Here is a 21,366-nt window from a genome sequence, read left to right as displayed (position 1 = left end):
GCGACAAAAGAGAGCCCCGACCGGACGGGGGAGTTCCGGTCGGGGCGGTCCGAGGTGTGGGCGCGGATGGCGGTCGCCTCTCGGCGAAAGGCTCCACAGGGCTTCAGCCGAACGATCGTCCCTGTGGGCAAAAGGTGAGGCCCGGGGACACTGTCCCATCCGCACCCACGGCTGGTTCAACGGGAAACTACTGGCGGGTGTTCCTGGGTTTGCCGCCATATGCGGTGATCTGCATCACGCCCCTCCCGAAGGCTCACTTCTCCCGGGTCCACTCCAGCAGCTGGTCCATCGGCCAGGTGGTGATCACCCGCTCGGCGGGCACCCCGCACTCCGCCGCCCGCGCACAGCCGTACCGCTGCCAGTCGAGCTGCCCGGGCGCGTGCGCGTCGGTGTCGATCGAGAACAGCACGCCCGCCGCCAGGGCCCGGCGCAGCAGTCGCCGGGGCGGGTCCAGCCGCTCGGGCCGGCTGTTGATCTCCACCGCCGTACCGGACTCGGCGCACGCGGCGAACACCTCGTCCGCGTCGAACTCGGACTCCGGCCGACCCCGCCCGGTGATCAGCCTGCCGGTGCAGTGGCCGAGGATGTCCGCGTGCGGATCGCGTACGGCGGCGACCATCCGGCGGGTCATCGCGGCCGCTTCCATCCGCAGCTTGGAGTGCACGGACACCACCACGACGTCGAGCCGCTCCAGCAGTTCGGGCTCCTGGTCGAGCGTGCCGTCCTCGAGGATGTCGCACTCGATACCGGTGAGCAGCCGGAACGGCGCCCATGTCGCGTTCAGCTCGGCCACCACCTCCAACTGCTCGCGCAGCCGGTCGGGGGACAGCCCGCGGGCGACGGTCAGCCGCGGCGAGTGGTCCGTGAGCACCGCCCACTCATGCCCCAGCTCGGCCGCCGTCCGGCCCATCTCCTCGATCGGGCTGCCGCCATCCGACCAGTCGGAGTGCAGATGGCAGTCCCCGCGCAGCTGCTCCCACAGCTCCCGGCCGCTCTCGGGCGGCTCGACCGCGGGCCGGCCCTCCAGGTCCGTCAGATAGCCGGGCACCTGACCGGCCAGTGCCTCGCGCACCACCTGGGCCGTCTTCGGGCCGACACCGCGCAGCGACTCCAGCGTCCCGGCCTCCGCCCGCGCCCGCACCTCGTCCGCGGGCAGTTCGGCCAGCACCCGGGCGGCCGTACGAAAGGCCCGTACGCGATACGTCGGCGCCAGGGACCGCTCCAGCAGGAAGGCGATCCGGTTCAGCGCGTCGACGGGATCCATCGCCACCTCCACCTCCAGGGTTCCCCGGCACCGCCACCCCCGCACAACGGCACACGGTTTGCCGGTACGCCCCCGGGGTACTACGGGCGTCGTCCCCGTCCGCGCCGGTGAAGGGGCCCGTGATGCCGTTCTTTCAGCACCGCACACCAGGGTGGTCCTGATGCGCCTGCCATGAGACTGCGCACCAGCTCCTGCGCGGGCCCCGGCTTCACCCGCGTCCGCTGCGGTCGCGGCTTCCGCTACCGGGACCTGGACGGCGGCCCCCTCACTGATCCGGTCCACCTGGCCCGCATCCGGGCCCTGACCGTCCCGCCCGCGTGGCGCGACGTATGGATCTGCCCCTGGCCCAACGGCCATCTGCAGGCCGTCGGTACGGACGACGCCGGACGCCGCCAGTACCTGTACCACGAGCAGTTCCGTGTCCAGCAGGAGCAGGCAAAGCACGAGCATGTGCGACAGGTGGCGCGCACGCTGCCCGAGCTGCGTGCCCAGGTCGCTCTCGACCTCGCGGGGCGCGGCCTGAGCCGGGACCGGGTCACGGCCTGTGCCGTCCGCCTGCTCGATCTGGGCTTCTTCCGGATCGGCAGCGACCGGCACACCCGGGAGAGCGAGACCTACGGGCTGACCACGATGCTGCGCGAGCACGTCACCTGCGGCCGTGACGAGATCACCTTCAGCTACCCGGCCAAGGGCGGCACCGAGGTCGTACGGGCACTCGTCGACGCGCAGGCACAGGCCGTCGTACGCGCCCTGCTGCGCCGCCCGCGCGGTGGCGAGCGCCTGCTCATGTATTGGGAACGGGGCGCCTGGCGCGACCTGCACGGCGACGACCTGAACGAGGCGTTGCGCCGGTTGTCCGGAACCGAGATCACCGCCAAGGACTTCCGCACCTGGCACGCGACGGTCCTGGCCGCCGTCGCGCTCGCCGTCACCACCCGCGACGCCCGCGACACCCCCGCCGCCAGGCGCCGGCAGATGAGCCGGGCGGTCCGCGAGGTCAGCCACTACCTGGGCAACACGCCCGCCGTGTGCCGCGCCTCCTACATCGACCCGCGCGTCTTCGAGCTCTTCGAACAGGGCGAGACCGTCGCCGCCGCGCTCACCCGGCTCGGCGAGCACGGCGACTTCGGGCGACCGGCCACCCAGGGGGCCGTCGAGGCGGCCGTTCTCGACCTGCTGCGCGCCTGACCCGAAGGACGGGTTTGCCCCGAAGGGTCCGTTGACGCGGGTTGCGCTCTACGCTCTATGCATGACCGAAATCGCGAGCCCGCACATCTCTCACCCGCGGATCATGGTGCTCGGGGTTCAGCCGGGTACGCCACCGTTCCGCATCATGGAGATCGACGGCATGGTCGTCGGTGAGGCGAGGACCGTCACCGACGTCCTGGAGTACGCCGCCGCCTTCGGCATCACGGTCCACGACCTGGACGACCCGGAAGTGGTCCGCTGGGTGGGCGGCGACAAGTTCACCTGGCGTCTCCACTAGGCCCTGGGCCCGGAGGGCAGGGTCGGCCGGTCGGCGGCCGTTCGGTTCAGCCGACCGTCCATTTCTGGTTGGCCGCGCCCGTGCAGGTCCACAGCTGCAGCCGGGTGCCGTTGGCCGGGTTGTTGCCGGTCACGTCCAGGCACTTGTCGGCCTGCGGGTTGACGATGTCGCGCGCGGCGGTGACGGTCCATCTCTGGTTGGGGCCGCCGGTACAGTCCCACAGCTGGACCGTCGTACCGTCCGCGGTGCCGTTGCCGGTGGCGTCCAGGCACTTGCCGAGCGCACGCAGGGTGCCGTCGGAGCCCGCGGTCCACTGCTGGGCGGCGGTGCCGTTGCAGTCGTAGAGCTGTACGGGCGTGCCGTTGGCGGGGCTCGCCCCGGCCACGTCCACGCACTTGCCGGCCAGCCCGCGGACCGCGCCGCCGGTGGGTGAGTCACCGGTCGTCACCGAGACGTGATATACGACCAGCTGCTGCGGGAAGACGGTCGAGCCGTCCGGGTCGCCGGGCCAGTAGCCGCCGACCGCGAGGTTCAGTATCAGGAAGAACGGCTTGTTGAACACCCACTGCCTGCCGCCCAGGTCGGCGGGTGTGCGCCGCTGGTAGACGTTCCCGTCGACGGACCAGGTGATGGAGTCGGGCGCCCAGTCGACGGCGAAGGTGTGGAAGGCGTCCGCGAAGGCCTGCCCGTTCGGCAGGGAGTAGGCGGCGCCTATGCCGCCCGATCCGGAGTAGCCGCGGCCGTGGATGGTGCCGTGGACGGTCGAGGGCTCGAAGCCGACGTTCTCCATGATGTCGATCTCGCCCGAGTCCGGCCAGTTGACCGGCGTCCCCAGCATCCAGAACGCGGGCCACATGCCCTGCCCGCGCGGCACCTTTATCCGCGCCTCGACATGCCCGTACTGGGCGTGGAACCTCCCGGCGGTGTTCAGCCGTGCCGAGGTGTACTGACAGGTGCCGTACCAGCACTGGTAGTTGGCCGGATTCTCGCGCCGGGCGGTGATCACCAGGTGGCCCTGGCCGTCCAGCGCCGCGTTCCTGTTGCCCGAGGTGTAGTACTGCCGCTCGTGGTTGTTGACGTTGTCGCCGGTCTCGATCTGCCACTTCGACGAGTCGACGGCGGCACCGGCGGGCCCGTCGAAGCTGTCGGAGAACGCCACCGCCGCGGCCGTGACCTCCGGCGGTTCCGCCTGTGCGGGGCCGATCGCGGCGGACCCGACCAGGACGGCCGACAGAGCGGCGAGCAGACACGTGCGGAGCAGGCGTGGGGAGGCCATCGTGCTCCCTTCCGTGCGGCGGCCCGATACGGGGGCGCCGCGCGAGGTGGGGGGTGAAGGAGTCGCCACTTGATTTAAGGAGTGAGATAAGGACGCGTCAATACCTTGGTACAGACCAGAAGTTCGCGGGATCGAACGGGATCGAGAGGGGGGTGCTGCTTGTGGTCCGATCGTCGGGTACGGCGATTCGGGGCCTTCCATCCGCCCGGCATGATTCGTCCGCCGCCGAAAGGTTCGGTTCCTAGGCTGCCTTCCATGAACGCTGCACACATCGGTGAGCTGCTCGCCGTCCTGGGCGCGGGCATCGCGGCCGGAGCGGTCAACGCCGTCGTCGGCTCGGGGACGCTGATCACGTTCCCGGTCCTGCTCGCGACCGGACTGCCGCCCGTCACCGCCACGGTTTCCAACGCGCTCGGCCTGATCCCCGGTTCGATCAGCGGCGCCATCGGCTATCGCCGGGAACTGGGCGGTCAGCGCCGGCGCATTCTGAAGTGGAGCGCCGGCGCCGTGCTCGGCGGACTCACCGGGGCCGCGCTGCTGCTGGCCCTGCCCGCCTCGGCGTTCGAACGCATCGTGCCGGCCCTGGTGGGGCTCGCTCTCGTGCTGGTCGTCCTCCAGCCGCTGATCAGCAGGCGGCTGCGCACGCGCCGCGCACGGAAGGGGAGGTCCGCACGCCCCGACGGCGGCCCCCTGCTGCTCACCGGACTGACCCTGGCCAGCGTCTACGGCGGCTACTTCTCGGCCGCCCAGGGCATCATCTACGTCGCCCTGATGGGCATGCTCCTCGACGACGACCTGCGGCGCCTCACCGCCGTCAAGAACGTGCTCGTCGCCGTGGTCAACTCCGTCGCCGCGCTGTTCTTCCTGGCCGTCGCGGACTTCGACTGGACGGCCGTCGCCCTCCTCGCGATCGGGTCGGCGGCGGGCGGCCACCTCGGAGCGACGACGGGCCGCCGGTTGCGCCCCGCTGTGCTGCGTGCCCTCATCGTGGGGGTCGGAACGGCGGCCATCGTCCAGCTGGTTCTGCGCTAGGTCGTGTCCGCAAAGTCCCGTCGTCCGCCCGCGGGGCAGGCGGGACTTTGCGGACACGACCTAGGGACGGAGGTCAGGGTCCGGCGTTGAGCGGCAGGTGTCAGGAGCTGCGCTCCTTGGCGTGCACCGCCCGGCTCAGTCGGCGCCCCAGCAGCAGGTAGCCGATCAGCGCCCCGGTGGTGTTGAGGATGACGTCGTCGATGTCGAAGGCGCGCCCCGTCACCAGCGCACCCTGCGCGAACTCGACCAGAAGCATGACGGTCGCCGTCAGCAGCAGCACGCGCAGGACGCCGCGCGCCCGTGGCGCCAGGACGGGAACCAGGATGCCGAACGGAACGCCGAGCAGCAGATTCCCGCCGATCTGCCGGACGGCGTCCCGCAGTTCGGGCTGGTCCAGATAGGCCCGCAGGGAGCGGCCCGGACGCAGGTTGGTGTGGGTCAGGGCCTCCGACGCGGGTGAGGGCTCCAGGGTGAGCTTCGCCAGTACGACGGCGAAGGCGACCATGAGCGCGAAGGCGCACAGCATCGCCAGGAGGCGGGCCAGGAAGCGCAGGGGGCTCCGCTCGGACCTCGGGGCACGAGAGGCCTTGCCGCCGGGCCGGGGCTTGGTGCCGGGTCCGGGCTTGGCGCCGCGCTCTGACTTTGCGCGGCGCCCGGCTTTCTTGTTGCCGTCCGTGGCCTTTGTCCCTCCTGCCGACTTGGCGGCGCCCGCGGCCTTGGCGGTACCTGAGGCCTTGGCGGCGCCTGTGCTCTTGGACGTGCCTGCGGTCTTGGAAGTGCCGGGGCGTAACGCGGCACGCGAACGTGGTGTTCCACGGGCCATGCGGTCCTCCAGTCTTCAACTTCCCTTCGTGGTAAGGGGATTACCCCGCTACCGCGTGGAGATGCCCGTTGTGCCGCGCCCGGTCCTCGCAGGGAATCAGGACCCGTACGTCACCTTCACCTCCTTGAAGCCGAGGGAGTGGAGCAGCCCCTCCAGCATGTCGGTGGTGTTGGACTCGGCACGCGCCGTCAGCCCGCTCTGCTCGGCCGCGTCGCCGATGTGGCGCACCGCCAGCTGCTGTACGGCCTGTTCGCTGTTCGGGTTGTCCGAGAAGAGGTCGCCGAGGCGGTCGAGGAGACCGCGCTCCTTGGAGACGGCGTAGGAGCGGTCGGGATCCAGGGGACGGTTTGCCGAGGGCGGCGTGCGGGAGGCGGAGCGTGGCGGACGTACGGTCGTCGTTGACCGTGACGTCGTCCTCGCCGACCTTGCCGAGGTCGACATAGGCGTCCACGGTGCCCGCGCCGACGTACAGGGTGCGGGTGCCGCGGATCGCGTCGGGCAGGAACTTGGCGTCCTTCTCCAGATCCACGACGATCTGGAAGTTGCCGGTGGCGGCGTCGTAGCGGCTCATGTCCTGGATGGACTGCAGCAGCGCCGGACCCGAGCGGTCGTTGGTCTCGGTGCCGAACAGGTCCTTGAGGCCGGGGATCACGCTCAGCCGGATCCCGGCGAAGAGGACGACGAGCACCAGGACGAGGGCGGTCACCGCCTTCGCCCAGCCGGGCATGCTCTTGTCGATGCGCTTGGTGGGGGTCGTCATGTCGACGTTCCTCCTTCCCTGTTCAACCAAGTACCCCCAAATCCCTTGCCGGACCTGTCCGTTGGCCGATTGCGGCCCCTGACTGGAGCGGGGCGGCCCACTAGCGTGGGGAACCGTCCGTACCGGCGCGTCTGGAGACCCGGATGAGCGCAGACAGTACGTCCCGGCCGCTTCGCCCCATGCACCGCATCAGCCTCCCCGAGTCCGGACCGCCCCGGCTCGGCACCCTCGCCACCGGCACCCCGGTGTGGATCGTGACCCGGTACGCCGAGGCGCGGCAGGTCCTCATGGACCCCCGGTTCAACCGGAGCTCGCTGCACGCCCCGGACGCCCCGCCCCTGCTGGTCGTACCGAACCTGCTGGACGCACCCGACGGGCTCCTCAACCAGGACGGCGCCGCCCATCAGCGGCTGCGCGGCACGGTGCAGCGGGCGTTCACGCCCCGGGCGATCGCCCGCTGGCGGCCCTGGGTCGCCTCCGTGGTCGAGGCGCTCCTCGACGACCTCGCCGAACAGAGCAGCCCCGCCGACATCATCGAGGGGTTCACGCGCCCCCTGCCCGTCTCGGTGATCTGCCGTCTCATGGGGCTGGAGCACGTGGACCGCGACCGCATCCGTCACTGGGCCGACCACGCCCTGTCGGGAGGCGCCCATACGGCGGAGGAAGTCCGTCTGGCCATGCGGGAGTTCGGCGAGTTCGCCGGGGAACTGGTGGCCGAGCGGCGGGCGTCACCCGGTGACGACCTGGTGAGCGGGCTGGTCGCGGCGGGGGACGACCTCGGGATCGACGAGCGCCCGCTGGTCACCCTGGTCTGCGGACTGGTCGTCGCCGGACACGAGACCACCATGACGGCGCTCGGCAACGCCGTCGTCTACCTCCTCACCGACGGGCGGGCGGCCTGGAAGGGACTCGGTGAGGACGCGGAGGCGGCGGCCACCGCGGCCGAGCAACTGCTGCGGACCGTCCCCCTCAGCGAGGGCCGCGTCCTGCCGGGGCTGATCCGTCGTGCCGTAGAGGACACGGAGGTCGGGGGTGTGCTGATCCCGGCGGGCAGTGTGGTCGCCGTCCAGACCAATTCCGCCGGCCGCGACCCGGAGGTCTTCCCGCCCGGCGAACCCGACCTCTTCGCCCCGCTGACGTCGCCCGGCATCGCCTTCGGTGCCGGTCCGCACCACTGCCTGGGTGCCTGGCTGGCCCGCCTGGAGCTCGAACTCGGCCTGCACCGCCTCGCCGCCCGCTTCCCGGGCCTGCGCGCCGAGTTCACCCCCGAGACCATCGAGTGGCGGGAGGGCCAGATGACACGGAGCCCGCTCCGGTTGCCCGTGTCGTGGTGATCACTGTGGAGGCCCACCACTGAGGCCGTCACCACACGCCTGTGCCCCATCCGAGCCGCAACGTTTCTGCAGACCTCAGTAGCATGAGTCCGCCACCCGGAATGATCATGCGAGGAGCGGATCGTGCGAGAGATCGCCGTGTTCAGCGGTAGTGCCCACCCCGAACTGGCGGCGGAGGTCTGCTCTCATCTGGGGGTGCCGCTCAGCCCCACCCGGGTCAGCCGGTTCGCCAACGACTGCCTGGAGGTGCAGCTCCAGGCCAACTGCCGGGAACGCGACGTCTTCCTGATCCAGCCGCTGGTCCGCCCGGTCCAGGAACACCTCGTCGAGCTGCTGCTGATGTGCGACGCCGCGCGCGGGGCGTCCGCGCGCCGGATCACCGTCGTCATGCCGCACTACTCCTACGCCCGCTCCGACAAGAAGGACGCCCCCCGCATCTCCCTCGGCGGCCGGCTCGTCGCCGACCTGATGGTGGCGGCCGGCGCTGGTCGTGTCCTCGCCATGACCCTGCACGCGCCCCAGGTGCACGGCTTCTTCACGGTGCCGGTCGACCACCTGCACGCGCTGCGCGAACTCGCCGCGCACTTCCGGCAGTACGACCTCTCCCGTACGACCGTGGTCTCGCCGGACCTGGGCAACGCCAAGGAGGCCGCCGCGTTCGCCCGGATGATCGGCGCCCACGTGGCCGCCGGCGCGAAGCAGCGGTTCGCCGACGACCGGGTCAGCATCAGCTCGGTCATCGGTGACGTGACCGGGCGGGACGTCATCATCCTGGACGACGAGATCGCCAAGGGCAGTACGGTCCTGGAACTCCTCGATCGGCTACGGGAGTTGGGGCCGCGATCGATCCGGGTCGCCTGTACGCACGGCCTGTTCGCGTCCGGGGCGCTGAAGCGGATCGGCGAGCAGCCCGACGTACTGGAGATCGTGTGCACGAACACCGTGCCGGTCCCGGTGGAGGAGCGCACCGAGAAGCTGCGGATCCTGTCCATCGCCCCGGCGCTCGCCGAGGCCGTGCGCCGCATTCACAACGGGGAGTCCGTCAGCGCCCTCTTCGACGCGCCGGGAACCGAATAGCCGGCAGGTGACGAGGCAAAGGTTGTCCCGTATCCGTTGGCCGGGCCAGGCGGCGTCACCACGTGCCGGACGTGGTCTCCGACTGGTCCAGGGCCGCGTCCGGCGTCGGATGCGGCGGCAGCAGCCGGTGCAGGCCGGTGATCCGGAGCATGCGCAGGGTCAGCGGGTGGGTGCACACCAGGTGTAACTGCCCGCCGTGGTCGAGCACTCGGCTGCGGGCCCGGTACAGCAGGCGCAGCCCGGAGCAGTCGAAGAACTCGACGCTCCTGAGGTCGATCACGATCCGTGCCCCGGGGTGCGTCGTCACCCGGTCCAGGTACGGGGCTATCTCCACCGCCGCCGCGATGTCGATCTCACCGCGGAACTCCAGCACCGTGTGGTTCCGGTGCCGGTGGACGCGCAGATGCCGGCTGAACGGCGCAGGTTCCTGCTGCACGACGACATCGCCTCCAACCTGCTCACTCGCGGCGGGCTGTGCAAATCCAGTCCCCGCACTGCAAGTTACCCTCGATCGAGCGAAACTGAGCATGTTCGATTGACATATGTCGTCGATTTGCGCCAGCGGAATCGAGATGCGGGCGGGACGCGGCTACGACAGCGCGTGCCACGCCTTGGAGAGTGCCTGGCGGAACTGCTCGGTCTGATGGGCGGTGAGGTCGCGCATCATCCGCTCCTCCAGCTCCCGTACGGCCCCCTCGTGCCGCGCGAGCAGCTCGCGGCCCGCGTCGGTCAGCAGGATCAGCAGCTCTCTGCGGTTGCGCGGATTGCGCTCCCGGCGGACGAGTTCGCGGGTCTCCAGGCTGCGTACCAGGTCGGCGATCGACTGCGCCGTGACGAACGAGTCGCGGGCCAGCTGGGCGGCCGACAGGCCGTCGTGGCGCTGCAGCACGGTGAGTGCCGTGTACTGCAATGCGGTGATCCCGGACGGCTTGACCAGCTCGTCCAGGTGGGAGCGCACGACGAGCTCCACCTGCTTCACCATGTAGAGAAGCGAGGGCGGTGCCTTGGTTACCTGGGTGTCGAGCATGAGTTCAGCGTAGAGCATTGACAGGAAACCTGTCTGTAATGAGACTGCCGACCAACAGGAATCCTGTTTGTTGAAATCTTGGCGATGAGGCTGAGGAGTGGCGATGACCACCTTCGAGATCGAACCCGGTCGGTTGTTCATCGGGGGCCAGTGGCGCGAGGCCGCCGACGGAGCGCGCACCGAGGTGGTCGACCCGTCCCGGGCCGCGGTCGTCACCACGGTCGCGGATGCCGGTGCCGCCGACGTGGACGCCGCCGTACGGGCCGCGCGGGACGCCTTCGACGACGGCGCCTGGTCCGGACTCAGCGGCCGCGAGCGCGGCAGGGTGCTGCACCGGATCGCCGAGCTGATCCGGGAGAACGCCGACACCATCGCCGAGCTGGAGAGCCGCGACGTCGGCAAGCCGATCACGCTCGCCCATGCCGTGGACGTGACCAACGCGGCCAACGACTACGAGCACTTCGCCGCCCTCGCCCACGCCCTGGACGGCTCCGTCCGCGACACCCCCATGAACGCCCTCGCGTACGTCCGGCGCCGGCCGATCGGCGTGGTCGCGGCCATCACGCCGTACAACTTCCCGCTGATCCTGGCCGGCTCGAAGATCGCCCCGGCGCTCGCGGCCGGCAACACGGTCGTGCACAAGCCGGCCGAGGAGACCCCGCTCAGCGCGCTGTACATGGCCGACCTCTTCAAGCGGGCCGGTGTCCCCGACGGCGTGGTCAACGTCGTCACCGGCGGCCCCGCGGCCGGCGAGGCACTGCTGCGGCACTCCGGGGTGGACAAGGTCGCCTTCACCGGCTCCACCGCGGTCGGCCGGAAGGTCGCGGGCATCGCCGGCGAGGCGCTCAAGCCCGTCACCATGGAGCTCGGCGGCAACGCGGCCCACATCGTCTTCGAGGACGCCGATCTGGAGAAGGCCGTCGGCGCGATCATCAAGGGGTTCGTCTTCAACACCGGGCAGTTCTGCATGGGCGGCCCGCGCCTGCTGGTGGCCCGGCCGGTCTACAGCACTCTGCTCGGCATCCTCGCCGACGCCGTGCCCGGGGTGCCGCTCGGCGACCCCCGCAAGCCCGAGACCGTCGTCGGCCCGATGGCGGGGGAGCGCCATCTGCGCAAGGTCGAGGAGTACGTCGACCTGGCCCGCAAGGAGGGCGGCCGCATCGTCTGCGGCGGTGAGCGGCTCGACCTCGACGGCGGCTACTACTACAAGCCCACCGTGATCGCCGACCTGCCGAACGACTCCCGCGTGATTCAGGAGGAGATCTTCGGCCCGGTCCTCACGGTGCAGCCCTTCGACTCCGAGGACGAGGCCGTCGAGTTCGCCAACTCCACGCCGTACGGCCTCGCCTCGGGAGTCCAGACCGGCAACCTGGCCCGTGCCCATCGCGTCGCCGACCGGCTGGCGGCCGGCATCGTCTGGGTCAACGACTGGGCGATGCTCGACCCGGCGGTCCCCTTCGGCGGCGTCAAGGACTCCGGTTTCGGCCGGGAGTACGGCCCCGAGGCGCTCGACGCCTACTCCACCACCAAGTCCGTCGTCGTCTCGCTCGACTGAGCGCACCGCCAAGGAGATCCGTTCGATGACCATCCCCACCCGTGCCGCCGTCGTCGAGTCCGGCGGAGCCCCCTTCACCCTCTCCGACGTGCAGCTCGACGAGCCCGGACCGCACGAGGCCGTCGTCCGCATGGTCGCGACCGGCCTGTGCCACACGGACCTCGGCGTGGCGAGCGGCGGACTGCCCTTCCCGCTCCCCGGTGTCCTCGGCCACGAGGGCGCGGGCGTCGTCGAGGCGGTGGGCTCGGCCGTGTCCGGTGTCGCGCCGGGCGACCACGTCGTGCTGTCCTTCACCTCGTGCGGCGACTGCCGCAACTGCCGGGGCGGACACCCCGCGTACTGCGCGACCTGGCTGCCGCTGAACCTCATCGGCGGCCGCCGGGCCGACGGCAGCAGCACGATCAGCCGGGACGGCGAGGCGCTCGGCGGCCACTTCTTCGGGCAGTCCTCCTTCGCCGAGCGGGCACTGGTGGACGAGCGCAGCCTGGTGAAGGTCGACCCGCAGGTGCCGCTGGCCTCGATCGCCCCGCTGGGCTGCGGCGTGCAGACCGGAGTCGGCGCCGTCTGGAACGTCCTGAAGCCGGTCACCGGCAGCACGGTCGTCGTCCTCGGCGCCGGAGCCGTCGGTCTGTCCGCCGTCATGGCCGCCGCGCTCACCCCCGCCACCAACATCGTCGCCGTCGACCGGGTCGGCGAACGCCTGTCACTGGCAAAGGAGTTGGGCGCCACCCATACCGTCAACGCCGCCGAGGCCGACCTCGGTGAGGCGCTCGCCGGAATCACCGGCGGCCAGGGCGCCGACGGCGTCGTGGAGACCACCGGCAACGTCGGCGTCCTGCGCCAGGGCGTCGACGCGCTCGCCGCCCGCGGCACCCTGGTCGTCGTAGGCGCCCCGCCGTTCGGCACCGAGGTCGCCCTGGACGTGAACGGGCTGCTCGGCGGCAAGCAGGTCGTCGGCCTCACCCTCGGCGACGCCGAGACGCAGGACTTCATCCCCGCCCTGGTCCGGCTGGTGAAGGAGGGGCGGCTGCCCCTGCACCGCCTGATCAGCACCTATCCGTTCGCGGACATCGACCAGGCGGTACGGGACATGGGCGCGGGCAAGGCGATCAAGCCCGTGCTGACGTTCTGAGCCGACTTTCCAGCTCAGTCGACTGTGAGGACCAGCTTTCCCGTGGTCCGGCCGGTGTCGCCCAGCGCATGCGCCTCGGCGGCATCGGCCAGCGGGAACGTCCCCGCGATCTCGGCGCGCAAGGCGCCCTTCTCGACCAGGTCCGCGATCGCCCGCAGATCGGCGCGGTCGGCGTCGACGAGCATCCGCACGGACCGTACGCCGAGCCGCTCGGCCTCCTCATGGAACTCGTCCGACCCGACCGGCAGGATCGAGACGACGACGCCGCCCGGCCGCAGTACCCGCAGTGAGCGCACGGACGTCTCGCCGCCCAGCGTGTCCAGCACGACGTCCACGTCCTTGACGGCCTCGGCGAAGTCCGTCTCCCGGTAGTCGATCAGCTCGTCGGCGCCGAGGCCCCGCAGGAACTCGTGCTTGCCCGCGCTCGCCGTGCCGATCACATACGCGCCCCGCGCCTTGGCGATCTGCACGGCCACGTGCCCGACCCCGCCGGCCGCCGCGTGCACCAGCACCCGCTGTCCGGGCCGCAGATCGGCGTACTCCACCAGGGCCTGCCAGGCGGTGAGGGAGACCAGCGGCAGCGCGCCCGCCTGCGTGTGGTCGATCGAGGCCGGCTTGTGCGCGAAGACGCGGGCGGGTGCGCTCACGTACTCGGCGTGCGAGCCGTGGCCGAAGGGGTACGGCAGCATGCCGAAGACCTCGTCGCCGGGCTTGAACCGGGCGACGCCGATGCCCACCGCCTCGACCACGCCGGAGACGTCCCAGCCCAGGACGAAAGGCGGCTCGCCCAGGAAGCCACCGGTCTGTCGGTGCTTCCAGTCGGTCGGGTTGACCCCGGCGGCGCGGACGCGCACCAGTACTTCGTTCGGGCGCGGGGCCGGGCGCCGAAGTTCCACTTCCTTGAGGACCTCGGGGCCGCCGAGGGCGTCCTGGCTGATGGCTCGCATCGTGTTCACAGTGCTCATGGTGAACCAGCCTGCCGGGAGCCGCCGCGCAGGAAAATGGCACGATTGCCAACCTTCGATAGGATCGTGCCATGCGAGGTGAACGACAGCATGCCAGGTGAACGACAGGTGGAACGGGTCGTGGTGCTGGCCCTGGACGGCGTCTACCCCTTCGAGCTGGGCATCCCCAGCCGGATCTTCGGCGCGGCCGACGGCCGGTACGAAGTACTGACGTGCAGCGTCGACGGCCGGCCGGTGCGCAGCAACGCCGACTTCACCATCGGCGTCCAGCACGGCCCGGAGATCCTCGCCACGGCCGACACCGTGGTGGTGGCCTCCATGGCTCCCGCGTACATCCCCCTGGAGCTGCCCGACCGGGTCGCCGACGCGCTCGCGCTGATCCGCCCGGACGCACGCATCGTGTCGATCTGCACGGCCGCCTTCGTCCTCGCCGCGGCGGGCCTGCTCGACGGCCGCCGGGCCACCACGCACTGGCAGGTGACCGAACCCTTCCGGCGCCGGTACCCGCACGTCGACCTGGATCCGGACGTCCTCTTCGTCCATGACGGCCGGATCCTCACCTCGGCCGGCGCCGCCTCCGGTGTCGACGTCTGTCTGCACATCGTCCGCGTCGACCACGGTCACGAACTGGCCAACGCGGTGGCCCGGCGCTGCGTGGTGCCCCCGTTCCGGGACGGCGGTCAGGCCCAGTACATCGAGCAGCCGGTGCCGGAGAGCGGAGCCGCGAGCACCGCCGCCACCCGCGCCTGGGCCCTGGAGCACCTCGACGAGCCCCTCACCCTGGCCGACCTCGCCGCCCACGCCCGGATGAGCCTGCGCACCTTCGCCCGCCGCTTCAACGACGAGGTCGGCCTCAGCCCCGGCCGCTGGCTGATCCAGCAGCGCGTCGCCCGCGCCCGGCAGCTGCTGGAGTCCAGCGACCTGTCGGTCGACCAGATCGCCGGCCAGGTCGGCTTCGCCACGGGGGCCTCCCTGCGCCAGCACCTGCATGCCGCGATCGGGGTGTCACCGCAGGCGTACCGGCGTACGTTCCAGGCGGCCGCCGCGCGGTAGGGGCCACTTCCGGCCGCGTCGATTTCTCCGAATCTGCAGGTCAGTAACGGGATTTGTCGATGTACGTTCTCCTGGCGGAGAGTGATGGAGCCCTCACTTCCGTCAACCTGTGCGGTTGATCCTTTTGCATCCGAACCCGATAGGCTCCCGTTCGGCGCTGCGAGTTGACTCGGTCGGGACTTGCTCTCGACCGGTCGTTTTCGCGGTGCTGCCCAAGAGTGCGATCGCCTTGCACACCCCCCTTGATCGATCGTTGCCTCGCTCGAAGGATGCAGATGGAACTCGCCACTCCGCCGTCGGCGGCGCGGCCCCCTGTCGCCTGGTACAGCTGGTGGCTGATGCCACTGGCTTTAGGAGGTGGGACTGTTGCCGCCACGTTCATGAGCTCGGAGCGAATAACCGCCGGCGTCGCAGGTGTCGCGGCGACCGCCGCCAGCGCCGTGTGTGTACGCCTCCTGCTGCGTACCCGGGCGCACCTGACCAGGTCCGAGGGCGAGTTCCGCACCTCGCAGGCCGAGCACTCGCAGCAGTGGCAGCAGCATGTGGCGGGTCTGGAACGGAAGTTCAGTGCCGAGCGCGCCGCTCTGGAGAGCCGCCTCGCCGAGCAGTCCGGTGCCTACGAGGCCCAACTGGCCGAGCATGCCCGGGCGTACGAGGAGCGGCTCGCTGAGGAGAGCGCCTCCTACGAGGAGCGTATCGCCACCCAGGCCCAGTCCTACGAGGCCCAGCTCGCCGACCAGGCCGAGGTGTGGCAGGAGCAGCTCGCCCACCAGCTGGCCGCCGTCACCCGGCTCGCCGACGAGCAACTCCCCGAGGCGCTGCGGCAACTGCGCGAGGGCGACGCCATCGACGACGTCCTGCCCACCGTCAACCAGTGCGCGAAGGTCAGCGCCGAACTCCAGGCGAGCCTGCGCAAGGTCCTGCGGACCTCCCTGATCGGCGTCGAGGAGGAGTTCAACCGCTCGACCTCCGCCGAACAGGCCGTGATCAGCATCGGCAACCGCATCCACGTGCTGACCAGCAAGCTCCGTGGCCGACTGCACGAGATGCAGGGCGAACACGGCAGGCTGCCGGCTGTCGCCCAGGGCCTGATGGAGCTCGACCAGGCGATCGGCCCCGCCGACTGTCTCGCCGCCAGCATCGGCGTGCTCGGCGGCTCGGACCGGCCCGGCCGGCAGTGGCAGGAACCGCAGCGCCTGCTCAGCGTGGTCCGCGGCGGCATCGGCCGGATCAAGGACTTCCACCGCATCGACGTACGCCACCTGCCCGAACTGGGCGTCGACGGCGGCCTCGTGGACCACCTCACGCTGATCTTCGCCCACCTGCTGGACAACGCGGCCCGCTACTCGCCGCCCACCGAGCCGGTGGTCGTCTCCGGCAAGGAGGTCCCGAACGGCGTCGGAGTCGAGATCCAGGACTCCGGCAAGGGCCTGAGCGAGGAGAAGAAGCGCGAGGCCGAGCAGGCCCTCACCGGCACGGCGCCCGGCGCGGGCCTGGGCGGCATCTCCGAGGACGCCAACATCGGCCTGCGCGTCGTCGGCATCCTCGCCCGCCGTTACGGCATCCGCGTCACCTTCGCGGACTCCCCCTGGCTCGGCACCTCGGTGGTCGTCGTGGTCCCGCACAAGTACTTCAGCCCGCTGCCCGCGGCCGCCTCCGTCACTCCGGCGGCGCCCGCCCCGACGGCAGAGGCCGCCGCGACCACCCCGGCCCGCGAACAGCGTGTGGCGCAAGCCGCCCCGGCCGACACCGCCGAAGCCGTGGACACCACACCAGGTGGCCTGCCCCGGCGCCGCAGCAAGCGGCACGAAGCGGCACGCCACGAGCCGGCCGGGCGCCCGGAGCGGAGCGAGGACACGACCAGCGTCGTCGCCGTTCCGCCCGACGCGTCCTTCGCCGGCCTGGCCGCCTTCGCCACCGCGGGCCGCGAGCCCGGCGCGGCAGGCGCGACGGCCGACGGCCGCGAGTCCACCGAGCAGCACCGCACCGAAGAGAGCGACTAGTCGATGACGCAACAGGGAACCGACGTGAGCTGGGCTCTCCGGGATCTGGTGGAGAGCATCCAGGAGATCAACTTCGCCCTTGTGGCCTCCAGCGACGGCAAGGCCATCACCTCCTACGGTGCCGAGGACCCCGACGACGTGGACCGCTTCGCGGCCGTGGTGGCCGGACTGCAGGCACTGGCCCAGCCGGTCGCCGAGCAGTTCCCCAAGTACGCGGGGCAGCTCAGGCTGGCGATGATCGAGGTGGACGGCGGCCATCTGTTCGTCGTCCGGGCCGGGGTGGAGACCTATCTCGGTGTCCTCGCCCGGGAAGGCCTCGACCAGGGCCTGCTCGGCCATCAGATGAGGGATCTGGCACGCAGGATGGGCGAGTTGCTCGGCACCACTCCCCGCCTGGAGGAGCACTCTGGATGAGTGCCCCCCGCCGGCCCACGAACCCGTCCGGTCTCGAGCGCTACTACGTTCTGACGAAGGGGCGTAGCGGACCGGGCGGTTCGGCGTCGAGTCTCGACGTGGCGACCCTCATCGTCTCCCGCACCGCCCCCGTACCGGGCTTGCAGCACGAGCACGAGGAGATCCTCCGGCGCTGCCGCGATCCGCTGTCGGCGGCCGAACTCGGCGCCCATCTCGGACTGCCCTTCAACATTCTCGCGGTGCTGCTGACGGATCTGCTGGAGGCAGGCCACGTCGAAGCCCGCGATCCCATCCCGGCGCACGGCGCCGGCAGCGGGCCCGACCTCGCGCTCCTTGAGGAGGTACTCAGTGGACTTCAAAGGCTTTGACCGTCCCGGCGGGCCGGGTGGCGGGGGCACCCGCTCGGTGAAGGTGATGATCGCCGGTGGCTTCGGCACGGGGAAGACCACCATGGTCCGCTCGGTGAGCGACATCAGACCGCTCACCACCGAGGAGACCCTCACCCAGGCCAGCGCCGGCGTCGACCGGCTGATCGGCGTGGCCGACAAGACGGAGACCACCGTCAGCCTGGACTTCGGCAAGATCAGCCTCAACGACACCCTGATGCTGTACCTGTTCGGCACGCCCGGCCAGGAGCGGTTCTGGTTCCTGTGGAACGGCCTGTTCAAGGGCGCGCTCGGCGCGGTCGTCCTGGTGGACACCCGCCGGCTCGCCTCCAGCTTCCGGGCCATCGAGGAGATGGAACGGCAGAACGTCCCGTTCGTCGTCGCGCTGAACGTCTTCCCCGACTCCAAGGAGTACCCGGTCGAGGAGATCCGGGACGCCCTCGACATCTCCCCGCACACGCCGATCGTGGCCTGCGACGCCCGTGACCGCGCTTCCAGCCGTGACGTCCTGGTCGCCCTGATACGTCACCTGAAGGAACGCTCTGCCGTCGCACTGGAGTCCCGATGAACGCCCAGCCCTTAAACGATCCCGATACGCCCCGCGGTTGCCCCTTCGGCCATGACACCGAGCTGACCCGGCTCTACGGGCCGGAGGCGGCGACCGACCCGCTCGGCATCTACGAGCGGCTGCGCAAGGAGCACGGTTCCGTGGCTCCCGTGCTGCTGGAGGGCGACATCCCCGCCTGGCTGGTCCTCGGCTACCGGGACAGCCGGCGAGTGCTCGACAATCCCCTCCAGTTCCCCCGGGACGCGCGGATCTGGCGGGACTGGCGGGAGGGCCGGATCGCGGACAACTCTCCGCTGGTTCCGATGCTCGCCTGGCGGCCCGACTGTGTGTCCCAGGACGGCGAGGCTCACCGCCGACTGCGTGGTGCCGTCAGCGACGGGCTGCAGTCCGCCGCCGACCGCGGTGTCCGGCGCCACGCCACGCACTTCGCCAACAAGCAGATCGACGCGTTCGTGGACTCCGGCCGCGCCGATCTGGTGGCGGACTACGCCGACCTGCTGCCGATGCTCGTGATCGCCCGCGTGCTGGGTCTCGCCGAGGCGGAGGGGCGTCGCCTGGTCGAGTCCTGCGCCCAGGTGATGAAGGGCGGCGAGGACGCGGTCATGCACGACGGCGTGATCAGGGAGATCTTCGGTGAACTCGCCGAGCGCAGGCGGTCCGAACCCGGCTCCGACCTCGCCACCGGCCTGCTGGAGCATCACGCGGCGCTCGACCACGACGAGGTCGTGGCCCATCTGCGCGCGGTGCTGATCGCCGCGCACGTCACGACCAATCTGCTGGCCCGGGTGCTGGAGCTGGTCCTGACCGACACCTCCCGGCTCTCCGGGCTGATCAGCGGTCAGCTGAACATCTCGGCGGTGGTGGAGGAGGCCATGTGGAACTCTCCGCCGCTGGCCGTCCTGCCGGGGCGCTTCGCCGCCAGCGATGTCGAACTGGGCGGGCACCGCATCGAGGAGGGCGACCTGCTCGTTCTCGGTCTGGCCCCGGGCAACCTCGACCCCGAGATCCGGCCCGACCCGGGTGTCTCGGTGGAGGGCAACCAGGCGCACCTGGCGTTCGGCGCGGGCCCGCACGAATGCCCCGGGCAGAACATCGGGATGTCCATCATCGAGGTCGCGGTGGACGTCCTGCTGCACCGTCTGCCGGGCCTGCACCTGGCCGTGCCGCCGGAGGAGCTCACCTCGACCGCCTCCACATGGATGTCCCTGCTGGACCGCCTGCCGGTCGAGTTCGAGATATAGGCAAGCAGACGCCGCTGCCCGGCCGGATCACCCGGCCGGGCAGCGGCGTCAGGTTTCTGGAACGGGATCGAGGCGTCAGCCGTCGAGCCAGTCGCCCGCGAGATCCGAGGGACGGTAGCCGGTGGCGTTCCAGAGGAAATGCGGGTGGGCGCAGCCGAACATGTAGGCGAGCAGTGCGGTGTCCTCCCGCCCGGTCCGAGGGTCGTGCAGGGTGTGGTAGAACTCGGCTCCGACTGCGCCGGAGTCCTGTTGGACCTCACGGGCGCGGGCCGTGGACGGTGCGGCGCCGGCTGCCTCCACGGCGGCGATGTACGTGCGGCGCAGGATCTCCCAGGTGCTGTCGGTGTTGCCGTACCAGGGGCCGTGCAGTGCCTCGAAGGCATGGAGCTCGGCGTCGAAGAGGGGCCATGCCTCGGGGTGTTGGGCTCGGCAGCGTGCGGACAGCACGGCGGTCCGGGCGCTGAGAGCCGGAGCGGTGGGCCGCGGGGCGAAGGTGAGAGTGGTGCCGTCGGTGAGGATGCCGGTGCACGCGTTGGGCTGGAGGTCGCACAGCGGGCACTCCTGCGCCGGGGGGAGGCCCTGGGTGATGCCGTCGAACCACAAGCCGTGGCGGCCCGTGAGCCCCAGCCAGACGATCGTGCTGGGCATCAGCCAGGTGTTCCACATCGGTGGGTGCGCCTCGGGCATGCAGCCGTACTTGATGAGGGCGATGGCGCAGGCGGCGTAGAGGGCCTTGGTGTGGCCGGGCATGTCGGCGAGCCAGAAATTGCTGATCTCGCCGGTGAGGGCGTCGGCTCGTACGTCGACCATGTCGTCGACGACGCGGCACAGCAGCAGGGAGGCGAGGTGTTCCTCCTGCCAGAGTTCGGTGTCGGGTGAGACGTGCCAGAACAGGCAGTCCATCATCTGCAGGACCGAGTAGGTGCTCTGGCTGAGCGGGTTGGTCTGGGGGAGTACGACGCTGCCCGCGTGGTGCTGCTGGAGCCAGTACTCGTCCACGGATCGCTTGTGGGCGGCGTAGAGTCCGCAGACCAGGGCACGGGCGGTGTTGGTGCTGAAATTCTCGGCCAGGCGGCCTTCGATGAGCTGGGTGAGACGCGTGGTGTCTATGGTGTCGATCACGCGTTTGTATTCGTGGAAGAGCAGGATGTCGTCCTCGAAGCGGTGGCGGTAGCCAAGGTCTCGTTCGAGGTCGTTCATCCGCCGGGCGAGGACCCATCCACCGGTCAGGACGCTGTCGAGTTCCCGGTGGTACGGCCAGGTCTTCACGGTGAGGGGACGGCCGGCGCTCTGCCGCCAACCGTAGTCGGCCGGCGTGCGTGCGGGGGGCGTGGGCAGCCGACGGCACAGCGAGCAGGCGCAGACGGTTGTCTGCTCCTCCTCGCGCGGCGGTGTGAGGGCCCGGCTCCGCCAGGCCCCTTCCAGCATCGCGCACGTCAGTCGGCAGACCTCGATATCGGTGCTGACCTGGGGGAAGGCCGCTTCGATCGCGCGCAGGCCGGCGTCGAGCCGCCCCAACCTGGCGTGGCCCTCCTCGTCGGGCGGGAGGAACGCGCGCGGCGCCGGATGGAGGGCTCCCTCCACATGCAGCGTGGTGCCGGCGCGCGGGGATATGAGTGCGTCCAGCCGCTCCTGAGCGGCGTTCTGGCTATGTCGGTACTCGTCCGTGCAGCCATTGATGTGTTTCGCGAAGAGGCGGGCCAGGGCGTTCCCCGCCTCCGCCGGCTGGAACCGGGCGCCTGGCTGCGCCGGGAGCAAGCTGTCGGCGGATGTCTGCGGACCACCGCCTACGACTCGAGATTTCACACGGGTCTCCCTTCAAGCTGTGGTCCTGGCAGCGGAATCGGTCGGCCCGGGAGACGGCAGCGCAAAGTCCCCCGCCCCTGTGTGCGGGCGGTCACCGTGACCGCCCGCTCACTCGAACTGGGTTTCGCGATACGAAAGTTGAACCGGGAAGCGGTACGAGACTG

General features: G+C 70.7%; 20 protein-coding genes and 1 pseudogene. 13 read left to right on the top strand and 8 right to left on the bottom strand.

What is annotated here, in order from left to right:
• Positions 1-253: 253 nt before the first annotated feature.
• Positions 254-1,264, bottom strand: coding sequence for a PHP domain-containing protein (locus ACIBAG_RS00485; RefSeq protein ID WP_399099297.1), 1,011 nt, complete (start codon positions 1,262-1,264; stop codon positions 254-256).
• A 171-nt stretch (positions 1,265-1,435) separates the two neighbouring features.
• On the opposite strand from ACIBAG_RS00485, the gene ACIBAG_RS00480 reads away from it, so the two are divergent.
• Both ACIBAG_RS00480 and ACIBAG_RS00475 read left to right on the top strand, forming a co-directional pair.
• Positions 1,436-2,452 carry a DNA topoisomerase IB gene (locus tag ACIBAG_RS00480; RefSeq protein WP_399099294.1) on the top strand — a complete coding sequence of 339 codons (1,017 nt, stop codon included), beginning with the start codon at positions 1,436-1,438 and terminating at the stop codon, positions 2,450-2,452.
• 61 nt (positions 2,453-2,513) lie between these two features.
• Entirely contained in the window at positions 2,514-2,750 is a 237-nt protein-coding gene (locus tag ACIBAG_RS00475; RefSeq protein ID WP_399099292.1) for a hypothetical protein, read from the top strand.
• 46 nt (positions 2,751-2,796) lie between these two features.
• Here ACIBAG_RS00475 and ACIBAG_RS00470 read toward each other — a convergent pair whose 3' ends face one another.
• The gene (locus ACIBAG_RS00470; RefSeq protein WP_399099291.1) at positions 2,797-4,026 is read right to left on the bottom strand and encodes a ricin-type beta-trefoil lectin domain protein; all 1,230 of its coding nucleotides are present in this window, start codon (positions 4,024-4,026) and stop codon (positions 2,797-2,799) included.
• 255 nt (positions 4,027-4,281) lie between these two features.
• Here ACIBAG_RS00470 and ACIBAG_RS00465 point away from each other — a divergent pair, with 255 nt between their 5' ends.
• Positions 4,282-5,058: a sulfite exporter TauE/SafE family protein gene (locus ACIBAG_RS00465; RefSeq protein WP_399099289.1), complete on the top strand. Its 777-nt coding sequence runs from the start codon at positions 4,282-4,284 to the stop codon at positions 5,056-5,058.
• Positions 5,059-5,158: 100 nt separating this feature from the next.
• Here ACIBAG_RS00465 and ACIBAG_RS00460 read toward each other — a convergent pair whose 3' ends face one another.
• Positions 5,159-5,611: a VanZ family protein gene (locus tag ACIBAG_RS00460; RefSeq protein ID WP_399100526.1), complete on the bottom strand. Its 453-nt coding sequence runs from the start codon at positions 5,609-5,611 to the stop codon at positions 5,159-5,161.
• A 366-nt stretch (positions 5,612-5,977) separates the two neighbouring features.
• Positions 5,978-6,641, bottom strand: a pseudogene (locus tag ACIBAG_RS00455) (DUF4230 domain-containing protein).
• 143 nt (positions 6,642-6,784) lie between these two features.
• Here ACIBAG_RS00455 and ACIBAG_RS00450 point away from each other — a divergent pair.
• Positions 6,785-7,975, top strand: coding sequence for a cytochrome P450 (locus ACIBAG_RS00450; RefSeq protein WP_399099287.1), 1,191 nt, complete (start codon positions 6,785-6,787; stop codon positions 7,973-7,975).
• Between the two features lie 123 nt (positions 7,976-8,098).
• Positions 8,099-9,052, top strand: a complete 954-nt coding sequence (locus ACIBAG_RS00445) for a ribose-phosphate diphosphokinase (RefSeq protein WP_399099285.1) — start codon at positions 8,099-8,101, stop codon at positions 9,050-9,052.
• Between the two features lie 55 nt (positions 9,053-9,107).
• Here the strand turns inward: ACIBAG_RS00445 and ACIBAG_RS00440 are convergent, their stop codons facing one another.
• The gene (locus ACIBAG_RS00440) at positions 9,108-9,488 is read right to left on the bottom strand and encodes an anti-sigma factor antagonist (protein ID WP_399099283.1); all 381 of its coding nucleotides are present in this window, start codon (positions 9,486-9,488) and stop codon (positions 9,108-9,110) included.
• Positions 9,489-9,641: 153 nt separating this feature from the next.
• Positions 9,642-10,079, bottom strand: a complete 438-nt coding sequence (locus tag ACIBAG_RS00435; protein WP_399099281.1) for a MarR family winged helix-turn-helix transcriptional regulator — start codon at positions 10,077-10,079, stop codon at positions 9,642-9,644.
• Between the two features lie 103 nt (positions 10,080-10,182).
• Between ACIBAG_RS00435 and ACIBAG_RS00430 the strand changes: the two genes are divergently transcribed.
• Positions 10,183-11,634, top strand: coding sequence for an aldehyde dehydrogenase family protein (locus ACIBAG_RS00430; protein WP_399099279.1), 1,452 nt, complete (start codon positions 10,183-10,185; stop codon positions 11,632-11,634).
• 25 nt (positions 11,635-11,659) lie between these two features.
• Positions 11,660-12,766, top strand: coding sequence for an NAD(P)-dependent alcohol dehydrogenase (locus tag ACIBAG_RS00425; protein ID WP_399099277.1), 1,107 nt, complete (start codon positions 11,660-11,662; stop codon positions 12,764-12,766).
• 14 nt (positions 12,767-12,780) lie between these two features.
• Here ACIBAG_RS00425 and ACIBAG_RS00420 read toward each other — a convergent pair whose 3' ends face one another.
• Entirely contained in the window at positions 12,781-13,731 is a 951-nt protein-coding gene (locus tag ACIBAG_RS00420) for an NADP-dependent oxidoreductase (protein WP_399099275.1), read from the bottom strand.
• 90 nt (positions 13,732-13,821) lie between these two features.
• Here ACIBAG_RS00420 and ACIBAG_RS00415 point away from each other — a divergent pair, with 90 nt between their 5' ends.
• The 6 genes from ACIBAG_RS00415 to ACIBAG_RS00390 all read left to right on the top strand — a co-directional run bounded on the left by ACIBAG_RS00415 (position 13,822) and on the right by ACIBAG_RS00390 (position 19,396).
• Positions 13,822-14,784: a GlxA family transcriptional regulator gene (locus ACIBAG_RS00415; protein WP_399099273.1), complete on the top strand. Its 963-nt coding sequence runs from the start codon at positions 13,822-13,824 to the stop codon at positions 14,782-14,784.
• 275 nt (positions 14,785-15,059) lie between these two features.
• Entirely contained in the window at positions 15,060-16,787 is a 1,728-nt protein-coding gene (locus ACIBAG_RS00410) for an ATP-binding protein (RefSeq protein ID WP_399099271.1), read from the top strand.
• 3 nt (positions 16,788-16,790) lie between these two features.
• Complete coding sequence (locus ACIBAG_RS00405; RefSeq protein WP_031485587.1) at positions 16,791-17,201, top strand: roadblock/LC7 domain-containing protein; 411 nt, start codon at positions 16,791-16,793, stop codon at positions 17,199-17,201.
• Positions 17,198-17,569: a DUF742 domain-containing protein gene (locus ACIBAG_RS00400; RefSeq protein ID WP_399099269.1), complete on the top strand. Its 372-nt coding sequence runs from the start codon at positions 17,198-17,200 to the stop codon at positions 17,567-17,569. Before ACIBAG_RS00405 ends, ACIBAG_RS00400 begins: the two co-directional genes overlap by 4 nt.
• On the top strand, positions 17,550-18,155 hold the full coding sequence (locus tag ACIBAG_RS00395) for a GTP-binding protein (protein WP_399099267.1): 606 nt from the start codon (positions 17,550-17,552) through the stop codon (positions 18,153-18,155). Before ACIBAG_RS00400 ends, ACIBAG_RS00395 begins: the two co-directional genes overlap by 20 nt.
• Positions 18,152-19,396: a cytochrome P450 gene (locus tag ACIBAG_RS00390; protein ID WP_399099265.1), complete on the top strand. Its 1,245-nt coding sequence runs from the start codon at positions 18,152-18,154 to the stop codon at positions 19,394-19,396. The genes ACIBAG_RS00395 and ACIBAG_RS00390 overlap by 4 nt, the downstream gene beginning before the upstream one ends.
• A 75-nt stretch (positions 19,397-19,471) precedes the next feature.
• On the opposite strand, the gene ACIBAG_RS00385 is transcribed toward ACIBAG_RS00390, so the two are convergent.
• Positions 19,472-21,202 (bottom strand): hypothetical protein, encoded by a 1,731-nt coding sequence (locus tag ACIBAG_RS00385; RefSeq protein WP_399099263.1) that lies wholly within the window; start codon positions 21,200-21,202, stop codon positions 19,472-19,474.
• Between the last annotated feature and the right edge of the window lie 164 nt (positions 21,203-21,366).

The sequence above is a fragment of the Streptomyces sp. NPDC051243 genome, assembly GCF_044455405.1.
Taxonomy (GTDB): domain Bacteria; phylum Actinomycetota; class Actinomycetes; order Streptomycetales; family Streptomycetaceae; genus Streptomyces.
The sequence above is the reverse complement of the archived record's forward strand: the minus strand, read 5'-3'. Positions and strand labels throughout refer to the sequence as shown.